The sequence below is a fragment of the Bacillus sp. ISL-4 genome (genome assembly GCF_018613275.1).
Lineage (GTDB): Bacteria > Bacillota > Bacilli > Bacillales > DSM-1321 > Peribacillus > Peribacillus simplex_E.
In genome coordinates this window covers 1-11868 of record NZ_JAGGQN010000031.1, presented here as the reverse complement: position 1 = coordinate 11868, position 11868 = coordinate 1, and the positions used below count along the sequence as shown (strand labels likewise).

Annotated in this window: 6 protein-coding genes; 1 reads left to right on the top strand and 5 read right to left on the bottom strand. The window is 42.2% G+C overall.

Going from position 1 to position 11868, the window contains the following annotated elements:
* Positions 1–49: 49 nt before the first annotated feature.
* The 4 genes from sdaAB to J7J00_RS19075 all read right to left on the bottom strand — a co-directional run bounded on the left by sdaAB (position 50) and on the right by J7J00_RS19075 (position 9228).
* Entirely contained in the window at positions 50–712 is a 663-nt protein-coding gene (gene sdaAB, locus J7J00_RS19090; protein ID WP_214793541.1) for an L-serine ammonia-lyase, iron-sulfur-dependent subunit beta, read from the bottom strand.
* Between the two features lie 300 nt (positions 713–1012).
* Entirely contained in the window at positions 1013–5344 is a 4332-nt protein-coding gene (locus tag J7J00_RS19085; RefSeq protein ID WP_214793538.1) for an endonuclease, read from the bottom strand.
* A 55-nt stretch (positions 5345–5399) separates the two neighbouring features.
* Positions 5400–8210 carry a bifunctional metallophosphatase/5'-nucleotidase gene (locus J7J00_RS28250; RefSeq protein ID WP_286201465.1) on the bottom strand — a complete coding sequence of 937 codons (2811 nt, stop codon included), beginning with the start codon at positions 8208–8210 and terminating at the stop codon, positions 5400–5402.
* 463 nt (positions 8211–8673) lie between these two features.
* Positions 8674–9228, bottom strand: a complete 555-nt coding sequence (locus J7J00_RS19075) for a helix-turn-helix domain-containing protein (RefSeq protein WP_214793534.1) — start codon at positions 9226–9228, stop codon at positions 8674–8676.
* 103 nt (positions 9229–9331) lie between these two features.
* On the opposite strand from J7J00_RS19075, the gene J7J00_RS19070 reads away from it, so the two are divergent.
* Positions 9332–9916: a LysE family transporter gene (locus J7J00_RS19070; RefSeq protein WP_214793531.1), complete on the top strand. Its 585-nt coding sequence runs from the start codon at positions 9332–9334 to the stop codon at positions 9914–9916.
* 178 nt (positions 9917–10094) lie between these two features.
* Here J7J00_RS19070 and J7J00_RS19065 read toward each other — a convergent pair whose 3' ends face one another.
* Positions 10095–11507 carry a glycoside hydrolase family 18 protein gene (locus J7J00_RS19065; RefSeq protein WP_214793528.1) on the bottom strand — a complete coding sequence of 471 codons (1413 nt, stop codon included), beginning with the start codon at positions 11505–11507 and terminating at the stop codon, positions 10095–10097.
* Positions 11508–11868 lie beyond the last annotated feature (361 nt).

Sequence of the window (11868 nt, the reverse complement as noted above, 5' to 3'; positions counted from 1 at the left end):
TGCTACATTTCGGAACATGTTTTTACCTCCCTATCTATGCCAACACTTATCATTCAACCATCCTTATGACTTGCGACACGTTTTCCAATCCTTCAATTTCCTTCATGATATCGCTTTTGATTTTCTGATCGACTTCAATCACCATGAGGGCCATTTGACCTTTTTCTTTTCGTGAAACTTCCATATGTCCAATGTTAATTTCATGATTCGCCAATACTGTCGAAACGGAAGATATGATTCCAAACACATCGTTATGCACGACTAAAATGGCTGGGTTTTCACCCGACAATTTAAGCTTGAACGTATTCAATTCCGTTATTTCTATCGTTCCGCCGCCAATTGAGATCCCAACAAGTTCCAATTCTTTATCTTCGTCGAACAGCCTGATCTTGACTGTATTAGGATGATCCATCACAGTATCCTCGATTGTAAAGGTAACGTCCATGCCGGCTTCTTCCGCAATCGTTAAAGAGGCAGGGATTCGTTCATCATCCGTATCGAAATCCAATATTCCGCCTACGACAGCGACATCCGTACCGTGTCCCCTGTATGTTTTTGCAAAAGAGCCATATAAAGAAATGATGGCTTTCTTCGGTTGCTTTCCGAATAATGTCCGTGCTACTCTGCCAATTCTGGCAGCTCCTGCTGTATGTGAACTTGAAGGTCCAATCATGACGGGACCGATTATATCGAATGCAGATCTGTATTTCATCGTGTAATGCCCCATTTCTGGCAATATATTTTTTAACCGTCTTTTAAGGGTGAATGAAGATCAAAAAAGCGGCATAATTACTATATTAAAATATTTTTATCATTTCTGCAATGAAAACCCTTTCATTGCATATCCCATATTAACATATATTACATAACATACCTACCAAAATATTTATTATTTAACGCGAAACCAATATTTGATTTTTCAGTATATTAAGATAATTAACTTTCAATCATAAATTTGTAGAAAAGCATGAAAAAAGCAGCCACCAGGCTGCTTTCCCTTCTATCTCCTATTTTAACTTGCCTTTTTCTCATCGATGGATTTAGCGGCACCCCAAATTTCGGATGCCCATTCAGGATGGTCGATGAATGGATTGCGGTTATTTTGCCAGTCATGAATGACATTATTGCGATGGCTCTCGAAATCGTCGACTGGATCGAGTTCATTCCATTTCAAAAGTGTCGATAGCTTTCCATGAAGTGGCTTAGGATACGTATTGACTGTATCGGATAATTCAAGATCCAACTCGCCGTCTCCTTCATATCGGACGGCCATGTAAAATAACATCCTTGCTATATCGCCTTTAACATGATCTGGCGGCTCCCATGAATCTGAATCAAACTTACATTCACATCCACTATATGTTTGACCGCCCTCGTCGAAATCAAGGTGGCCCCGTTTACCATTCACTGTTACATCAGCGGGACGGAGGTGATGAAGGTCTGTCCCGGGACCTTTACTTGTCCCAAAATCACCGTGTGACTTTGCCCAAACATGTTCACGGTTCCATTGTCCGGCATTGCCCCCATTCGCGTTCTTCGAGATGGATTTTCCAGAGTAAAGCAAGATGACATTCTGTTTGTTCACCGGGTCTTCATCCGTTTCTTTAAGGGCATTCCACACTTGATCATAAGATAACATCGTATGACCCTTAATAATCGAGTGCAGAACCGCTTTCAATTCCGTTCCCGTTTTTCCAGCAGCCGTTTCGTAATAAGCTTCAAGCGGCTTATCATTCGATACGGTCAACGTGAAACGGGCAACCGCTTCCGATTGCTGGTCCTCAGCCTTGACTGCGACAAGGTATGTTCCAGCTTCATTTGCAGGAAGCGTTAATGTCTGGCCGGTGACTGTACCGATAGTGGATGAAAAGGTAAGTTCATCTCCATCTGGATCTGAGAAGTGCTCACTCAAATCGATGGTGACCTTGGAACCGGCTTTCACTTCTAGATTTTCCAGTTTTTTCGTTACGACTGGCGCATGATTTTCTTTAGGGTCGAAAGGGGAAGCAATCGCTTCCCCCTTCGAATTGACAAACTTGATATTCGATGTGTTGACACCTTCTGTTACCGACCATTTCTGAACATTTTCAGCGCCCCTGATTTCTTTTACATTGGCGTTATCAATGATGACTTCCTTCACCGCCATGCCTCCAAAATCAATGATTGCGCCTTCCTTATCCGGTTTTATCGTCACAGCAGCATTCTTCAGACCAAGGCCTTTGAGTACAGCATATGAACCTTTTAACCAGATACCTTCTTCGATGTTCGATGTTTCGTCAAGATCGATCAAAACACTAGGTGAAGCAATCGTAAGTCTTTTTGTTTTAATGTTTGTTAAATTATACGTTTTTTCTGGAGCAGGAGTTTCAACTCCGCCTGATCCAGATAAAGAGGTTGAGATCAGTACAGGGTCATGATCGCTAGCCCTTCCATGAGCTTCCATGAAGGATGAGTTAATATGGACAATATCGACTTTTGTCGCCTCAGCCATATTATTCGATACAAGGATATGGTCCAGTACTTGTGAATTGCCTTGATATGTGTAAGAATAACGTTTTTCAAAAGGGACTTTCTCGATCATATTGGTTAGAACATTGCCCTTTAATGTTTTAAGCGGAGCCGAAAATTCAAAATCATTAAAGTCTCCAAGCAAGACGACATTCGCTTTGGCATCCTGTGACTTGATATCACTGACAAACCGATTGACGATGGAGGCAATTTGAAGCCTTTGCGTTTCACTTGAAAGGAAAGGAGGCTGGTTTTTGCCGAATAATGGCTGGTCACCGCCCTTGGAATTAAAATGATTGGCCACCACCACTACGCTTTCGCCTTTAAATTCGAATTGAGCGGCTAAAGGCTTCCTGCTTGAAGTGAAGGCGGGATCGGCAGGCTCGATTCGTCCAGGGTTCAAGGTAAGTTTTCCATCTTTGAAGGCCACGGACTGTGTTGCCGTTCCTTTCGTTCCTTCAGTCAATTTGACACGGTCGACATTATATAAAAAGCCTACGCGGATATTCCCGCCGGGTGCCCCGCCATCAAGTTTATCTTCTGGCGCGATATCGATGTATTGATATTGCGGTCCGCCCAGTTCTTTTATTTTGTCGGTTAACTTCTTGGCACTTTGAGCAGAATCCGTTGTCCCGCTATCCGTTGCCCCATCATTATCTTGCATTTCCGTTACGCCGATGATATCGGGTTGTTTAAGATTGGTAATGATGGATGTTGCAATCGTTTCGACTTTAGAATTAGCTGTTTGTGTGGAAAAATTCTCGATATTATAGGAAGCGATCGATAGCTTATCAGCATCCTTCTCTAAGGATGTCACTTCCCGGGTCGTTCCGCCATCCTTTAACGCAGGCAGCTGGGCTTTATCTGCCACTACCCTATAGTTGCTATATCCATAGCTGATGACACCCGTGACCGAGCCATCAAAGAAATCACCCGTTTTCGCTGCAAATGATTCATCATTTATATCCAGGGTTATTCTTTCAGGATTGAAATCCGTTTCCGTTATTTTGACGCCCCCAACTGCAGTCGTCGTTTCCATATTCCCTGGTATCACGACCAATTCACCATAGTCTTGTGGAGCGACCACTTTCGGGTTATATACTTGCACGAGCATTCCTTCCAGACTCTCGTAGAAATCAATGCCGTCTTCGCTCGGATTAAAATCTGTCAATCTATCATCATCGATGTTCTCGGACGGCGGAATGACATCTTTTCCGATGACGATCGGTTCTGGCATCGCTGCAGTGCCAAGCTTTTCAATCGTCGTATTGGTCAATTCAGTTGTTGGCAAATCCGTCGTTTTCATTTCAGCGTATCCTTCGATATACCACTCAGCGACTTTACCTGCCACTTTGACATGATCCCCCGCTTTCAGACCATGTGCTTTGTTGTACACAAGAATTCCCTCGGAAGTCGTTAAGTCCTTATCCGGGTTGGGATCTTGCATATAAAAGTTATTCTCATCCTTTACATTAGTGACGACACCTTCCACACCTGAGACGAGCTGATTTTCATATGATGAAAAATGATTCATCCCCTGAATGTCACGAATCTTCACTTCATTGGTTTTGGTAACGGTATAGGCAAAAGTGAAAACTTCCGATGTCTTATCGTTGACAGCGATTGCCTTGATGACAGTATCTTTCGTTAAAATGATCGGTTCTGTGTACAAGGCACTCGAAGACGTCGGTGCGGATCCATCAAGCGTATAATGGATTTTCGCTTCTTCCCAGCCAGATTCAAGTGATACTTTTGTATTTTCACTAACCGTACCAGGGAAAATATCCGTGTATACGGCTGGTTTGTTCACCAGTTCATAATCTTCAATGCCACGCGGCTTCAATTGATACGTGTCATTGAACTTCGATCCGATTCCGGTTACGGAAATGACATCTCCTACTTTAAAGTTCCTCACGAATTCTTCATAACTCGAACCGGTCCGGTTATCATGGCGAACGATAACAGATTTCCCTTCAGTATCTTCCGCCTTGAATTCGAATGTTCCGTATGTTCCCGATGCCGCCAATTCTGTAATGGTCGCTTTTTCAATGGTGACCAGCTCACCTTGTGTTTCCTCATTGACGCCAGATGCATCAATTTTTTGGATTTCAGGAAGTTCATTCCCGGAAGAAACCACTTCAAGGGTGGTTGGTTGGAATTGCAATTCCTTATTATAAGCGGATACTTTTCCGATTAAAGTAACCTTATCCCCTTGCTTTACATCCTCTGGCCACGAAGAACCATAAACATATAGCCCAGCCGTTTCATCTTGGATATAAAAGCCTTTTCCTCCCCAATAACCAAGTCCCGTGGTGACCACTCCATCGACCTGCACTACATCTTCAGTATTCGTGCGCGCCTCGGCAATGGAGTCCAGAACCTTCACATCAGGCTGTTCAGGAGTTGTTCCTCCATCAGTGATGATCGTGTAATCCGTTGCGGATTTCAGGCCGGGTACTGAAAAGTACTTTTCCAGCTTCCCCGTAATCGTCACCTGAGCTTTAAGTAATTCCGGATGTTCGACCAAATTCAAAGCCGTTCTGATATTTCCGGCTGGAAGCTGGACAGGCATGATTTTCTTAACATCTTTTTCATCCGGACTATCCGCAATACCTATGTTCGTACTTTCAGTAAAAGGCGATGTTTGCTGATAGCTTGTACCGCTTTTAGCTGTACCGACAATATATCCCTTCACCGTCGCCGTTCCGCTGTTATTATTAATCGCGTCCATTACCGATATTGTCCCTTCCGCTTTTGCAGCGGCTGCATTTGGCAAAACCGTTGACAGCACGATCAGTATGGCAAAGAAAAGCTTGCTTATCCCGTTCTTCTTCAAGATCTCAACCCCTCCAACTTTTTTTTCGCAGGCTCAGCAATCATTTGAAGACCGCTTAAAAAATGGTTTCACCATTCACCGTGACACCGCTCATGCTCACGGTCTTACCGTTAAGTCCCGATAAATCCAAATTACCCTCGACCGTAACCCGTGAAAAAGTAAAATTATCCGGAGGAGTTCCTGTTAATGTAAGATTCCCTTTAACCACTGCATTTTCCAATGAAGCGATATCCGTGATGTCTACAAGTACATGACCTTCATGTGTTTTTGGGGCATCAGCCGTTCCGCCAAAGTCTTTAGCCAATACGACAGTCGGGTCTGTATTGCTTCCGGCAACATCTTTAATGCGTCCTTCAATGCTTGGATCGACAGTTTTCAGCCCGCTTACATAATCCCGTAAATTCTCCCAATCAGCGAGTCCGATATCCGTCACCCTTCCTTCTTCATAAGCCTTCTTGAAAACGGTGAATCCATCTCCGCCCTTGGCTGTAAAAGCATTGGTCGCCACGACATATTCCTTCCCTGCATCCAATTCGGAATAGGTTCCATCTTGGCCAAGGACTTCAACCTTTGTGACACGACTGCCTGCTTCCTTCGAACTGTCGTAGCTGAATTTCATTCCGGAAACATGCAGGAAGCCGCCATTTTCCTTAGGAGTGAGGCTTACACTATGCTCTAATGCTTCATTGATTTCTGCACCCGTAAGCTTCATCGTCGCTAACGTATTCCCAAACGGTAAAACGGTTAGGATTTCCCCTAAAGTGATCTCACCTTGATCGATGCCAGCGCGGATGCCCCCGCCATTTTGGAAGGCTATGAGCGTATCCTTATTGAATTCTTTCGCTTTACTTAGCATTCCATCCGTAATTAAATTGCCCAGTTCCGTTTCATTTTTACGAACACTCGGCTTCGTTGCATCTCCTGCATCACGCGGTGTTTCCAAGGCTTTCACAGCTGTTGCACCAGTCTTCGTTTCCTTCAGCTCCTTAATCTTCGAGGAGTATGTTTCGAGCACTTTTACCGCTTCGGCATCATCCTGTTTTTCAGAAAGCTTAATCAGCTTACCGGCTTGTCCGACAATCTTGCCATCCTTATCGAAATTCACATCGATCGTTCCTAAATAGTCGCTATACTGATACCCTTGAACGATGACAGTCGGCTCTTTCGTTTTCCCTTTATCATCTTTGTCAACAACAACGGGGGCGTCTAACTGCGTATGGCTATGTCCGCCCACGATCACGTCAATGCCCTTGACCTTGGAAGCCAATGTTAAATCATTGTCATAAGCCGCATTGTCATCGTAACCAATATGGGATACGGCAACTATCTTATTGACTCCCATGCCTTTGAACGCCTTGACCGCTTTTTCGGCTTCTTCAAGATAGTTTTCGAATTCTATACTTCCAGGACTTGAAATATCTTTCGTCTCTTCAGTTGTAAGCCCGAAGAACCCTACCTTTTGGCCATCCACTTGTTTTACGATCCCATTGTATATCTTCCCTTGTTCTGGCTTACTTGAAATCAAGTCCGAGAATAGCCCCTTGAACTTATCATCTTTGGAGAAGTCCACATTCGAACTGACAAATGGGAACTTTGCCCCTTTAATGAAGTCGGCCAAAGCTTGATGCCCTTCGGCGCTTGATCCCAAATCAAACTCATGATTCCCGAATGTCATGACGTCATATTTCATTAAATTCATGAAGCGAAGATCCGCTTGCCCTTTGAATTCATTAAAATAGAGAGTTCCCGAGAATACGTCACCCGCATCCACCAAAAGAGCTTGCGGCTTACTCTTACGCACTTCCTTAACAGCCGTCACCCTTTTTGCCACGTTGTCCAAGTGGGCATGCGTATCATTCGTATGCATCAAGGAAAGGGTGATCGCCTTCGCTGGATTTTTCAAGGCTTCTTCGGCGGCAGCAACTTTCTTATCCGCCAATGTCATTTTCGCCAGGAATTCCTTTCTGTCCGACTCCTTGATTCCATTTAAATTAATGGCTGCTTTCGCCTTTTTAGCCGCATTTATCTGTTCTTTCGTTTTAAGTTCCCCATTGGCAAGAGCTACATAGGCATTGACCAGTTTTGCCACTTCTTTTTTCTTTTCTGCATATACCGCATCATCATACTTACCTTTCACTTCTTTAACATAGGCATGTATGGCTTTTCCGAGCTTGGATGTTTTACTGACCTTTTTCAACTGCGAAGAAACGGTTTGCATCCGCTTGTCCGCGGTCTTTAAATCACCCTTCTTCACCCAGTAAGCAGCTTTTTCATAGTAGTACGGAACTTTCAGGTCACCGTTCAAAGCTGTTTTGGTCGATTTAGTGAATTTATCGTATAGGAGCTTTTCGATTTTCGCACCGTAAACAGTATCTTTAATATCTTTATCTGCCTTTTTCACGGCTTTATCCAGTGCCTCGTATTGATTCCTGATATCAATTGATTTCTTGGCAAGGATGGCATTCGTAAGGGCGCTAATCGATTTGCCATGTGCAGCTTTTGCTTTCTCAGCCGCTTTATATCCTTTTACATAACCTTCTGAACGAATGATGTACTTATCATAAGCTTCGATTTCTTTGTATTTGGCATCTTTTTCTTTTTTGCTTAACATTGATTTTTTAATGGTAGAGTTGATGTCTTTTTTTGCTTGTTTAGCAGATTTGATTTGTTTTTCAATAGTGGACACTGAAGCGAGTTTAGAAGTGTAGAAATAGGTATCGAATGGTTTTTTGATGGCGGCCTTAGCCGTTTTGATTTTACTATTCAGACTAGTGGCAGCATCAGAAGGTGCCGGCGCTACCGCTACGATCGTTGTCGCAGCCATTATGGTAGCTGATGCAATTTTTACGATTTTCTTTTTCCCCATTATAGTTAATCCCCCCATATGTTATATACTGACATAACATTCTGCTAACTTATCCATATAATTGACACGCTTTTCCAAAAATTAAATCCCGACAAATTTACTTATCCATACACAAATCCACCCTACTTTTTTCCTCTAAAGATTCGTGTATCTCCTATATTACAACAAAATAATCCAATTTTAAAACAAATTTACAATACAATACGGAATATTAACAGAATATTATCATTATATTCACCCCAAAATACCCATTATTCGATAGATGATATATCAATAAAATGATTTAATGGTAAAATAGTTCTAATTCACCTCGTGACCACTCATGGTCTTTATACCTGATTTGTCGAAAAGCAAAAAAAAAGAGAGAGATTAAATCTCTCCCATACTATAGAGGTCTCGGCTAGCCAGTTATTCGGCAGGAGTGTCGCAAATTTCTAAGCAGAAACAACATTACTCCCTTTTTTCAGGTTGGATAATATAGGATCATGCTTAATCGAGTTATTGTTTCCCCTGAATTATGGTAGGCATGCGGTCTGTCAGCTTTGAATCTGATAGAATCACCATTCCTTACTGTATATTCTTCGTTATTTACACGTACAGTCAGTTCCCCTTCAAAAACAGTTATGTACTCTTCCGTTCCTTCCCTATGCGAATCGGAACTTAGGAATCCACCTTTTTCTATCTCGACTGAATATACTTCAAAGCGCTTCTCATCTTCAAAGGGAAAGTGGGGATAAACTCGATATTTGCCGTTATCTTCAGATAAAGTTTGAATTTCACTTTTTAAAACGATTTTTGTATCCGGCTGCGGGCTATTTATCAGTGAAGAAAAAGAAATCTTCAATCCATTGGCTATTTTCCAAATGGTTGTAATCGTCGGGCTCGATCCTCCCCTTTCTATTTGCCCGATCATCGTTTTGCTTACTCCAGTTAATTCTGCAACCTTTTCAAGACTTAATTTCTTACTTTCCCTGATGGCTTTTAAATTGTTAGCAATAATAAAATTTATTTCTTCCATAAAAATGCTCCTTATTTACAATATAACGTCGGCATTGTACAATAAAAGGGAAGTCGTTATAATGTCACTTTTGGTCATTATAGCATACGAAGGAGAGTCAACCATGCATTTACTATCTTTTTTGCTATTTGTTTTCGTTACAAGTTTCACTCCAGGTCCAAATAACATCATGGCAATGTTATTTGCGAACAAGTACGGGTTAAAAAAGACGATTAAATTTTGTTTCGGGGTAGGTGCCGGTTTTTTTGTAATCATGTTATTGTGTAGTTATTTTAATGTTTTGCTTGAAAATTTCATCCCGAAGATTGAATTTATCATGACTATCCTAGGTGCAATCTATATGCTATATCTGGCCATAAAAATCATTTCAAGTTCAAATAAAGCTAAGGACGATAATGATGACAGGAACAACAGTTTTATAGCGGGCATGCTTTTACAATTCATAAATCCAAAAGGCATTCTTTATGGCATCACGGCAATATCGACCTTCATCCTACCTTATCACTCTTCAAATTTCAGCTTACTATTCTTTTCATTATTTCTGGCTTTCGTCGGTTTTATGAGTACGTTCTGTTGGAGTATGTTCGGTTCGGTTTTTCAAACGTTTTTATCAAAGTATAGGAGTCAGTTTAATGTTGTCATGGCTTTGCTATTAGTGTATAGTGCCATTTCGATTCTTGTACAATGAAAAAGGGCAACGGGGGCGGACGTGCTCCCTTTCCGCCGACTGTCTGCCAAGCCTCCTCGGCTAGCCAGTTATTCAGCAGGAGTGTCGCAAATCTCTCCAATCGATTGAGGGTTTCACTAAAATAGACAGCTTTATAAAAAAGCTGCCCATCTGATCCACGTTGCTGTAAAAAAACACCCTACAGTTTCCGTACAATAAATGTATCCCCAAGCAGTTCCCAATTCTGGGGAAAAGGATAACCAAGTACCCAATAACTGAGACCCCTTGACCTATAAATCTTCACCAGGTCGAATTTTGCTTTAGCACTGCGTGCATCCTCAAACCAAACTTCATGTCTGCGCCCCTGATTATCTTTGTACCTATAATAAGGTGATTGAGCTGTCTCGTCATATTTTATTTCTGCATTATATTGGACGGCGCGTCTGATGGCTTCCTGCATGTCGAAAGTCTCTGCTTCCTGCCCCTCTTCATGAGGAATAAGCCAGTCCCGTGCATAAATTTGAAATCCTATGAAGATTTTATTTGTTGGTATAGCCGTTACGGCATAGTCAAGGACACGCTTTATTTCATTAATGGGAGAGATTGCCTGTGGCGGCCCTTTTCGGTAGCCCCATTCATATGTCATCAGCACTACGAAGTCGAGCAGCCGTCCGTGAACTGGATAATCATGTGCCTCAACTAATGCTCCCTTTTGATTGGCGCTAGTTTTTGGGGCAAGGGAGGATGACACAAAGTAGCCCTCAGGATGCAATCGATCCACTGCTCTTTGGAGAAAGCGATTATAGAAATCACGGTCCTCTGATGCTACACTTTCAAAATCGATATTCAATCCACGGTACCCTTTATTTTTCATCGTTTTTATGACGTTGGTTAATAATTTTTCCCCTAAACTTAAATCGGAAAGTATCGTATGTGCAAGCTGTGTTCCCGCTTCCGTTGCGGAAAAATTCGTTATGCACATCATGGGTATGACGCCAGTTGACTGTGCCGCCCGTATCGTCGGGGTGTCATCTATGACTTCTAAGCTGCCATCTTTCCTCATTCTATAACCAAATGGACTTACGTAGGTCAAATCGTAGGCTACATCACGTACCTGCTCCGCACCTACTCGACCATAAACGTTTGTAAAACCATTTACATCAATGATGGGTTTTGGTTTTTGGGGAATCCTTATTATCTGGCCGATATGAATATTGGACGGATCTGTAATCCGATTCATCTGCATAATGGCTTGAACTGTCGTTCCATAACGTCTTGCTATATCATAAAGGGTATCTCGTTCCCTTACGGTATGATAAATAACCGGGATGGTTAGTCTCTGCCCTGGATAGATAGCAGAAGGATTTGTGATGCGATTCGATTGCATGATTTCCTGTACCGCAGTTCCAAACTGATTTGCGATTTTATTTAGAGTATCCCCTTCCTGAACCCTGTACTGAAGATAAGGTTCAGGAATCAAAAGTGCTAGGCCAATCACTAGCTTATCTGGATTTTCAAGGCCATTGATTCGAACAATTCGGTTGGTACTGACACCATATTGCTGGGAAATTCCCCACAAAGAATCCCCCCTTTTCACCACATGGATTTTCACATGCACAGCCCCACTTTCCTTCAAAATATTCCTTTCATTTTATTCCCCAGATAGCCCTAATATGTTTTTTGCGTTCAACATTCCAGTATTCTTAGTTTTTTCGCTCTTATTGTGTATAATTTTTGTTCCCCATTGTGAGCCCGGATTCTTTATGTGAGAAAAACAAGGGAGTGATTTCAGTAGAGTAAAAGAGGTAAACAACTCCCCCAAAGAGGAATCCCGGGAATTCCCGCCTTGATAGATTGGTGGATATGGTTTTTGAATAGGTTTCGGTGCTAAAAATGCTTCCCTAAAAAGCATTACCAGTAACAAACAATCTTTCGTTACCTCTATTAATCTGTTAATCGAGTAGGAGGAGGCG